Genomic DNA, 238 nt, shown 5'->3' on the forward strand with positions numbered 1-238 from the left:
GCGCCTCGGTGACGGTGTCGCTGCCCATGACCACCCGCACGCCGGGGCGATCGTTCCGGGTGCGCGCCTTCACCGCGACGAGTTGGCCGAAGGCGACGTCGACATCGCCGTTGCCCAGCGGCAGCGCCACCTCGACGCGGGTGGGCAGCGGCCGCGCGGCCGGCTTGTCCAGCGGCGCGGGCAGGTCCAGCGTGGTGCCGACCAGGTCCGAATCCAGGCGCAGGCGGCTGGGCGGCTC

General features: G+C 75.6%; 1 protein-coding gene. It reads right to left on the minus strand.

Translation table 11 applies throughout. From position 1 onward, the window contains the following. Nucleotides 1-238: hypothetical protein (locus SB822_RS60810; RefSeq protein WP_410859613.1), on the minus strand; the 238-nt coding region annotated here is incomplete at both ends.

The sequence above is a fragment of the Paraburkholderia sp. SIMBA_054 genome (assembly GCF_046534875.1).
Lineage (GTDB): Bacteria > Pseudomonadota > Gammaproteobacteria > Burkholderiales > Burkholderiaceae > Paraburkholderia > Paraburkholderia hospita.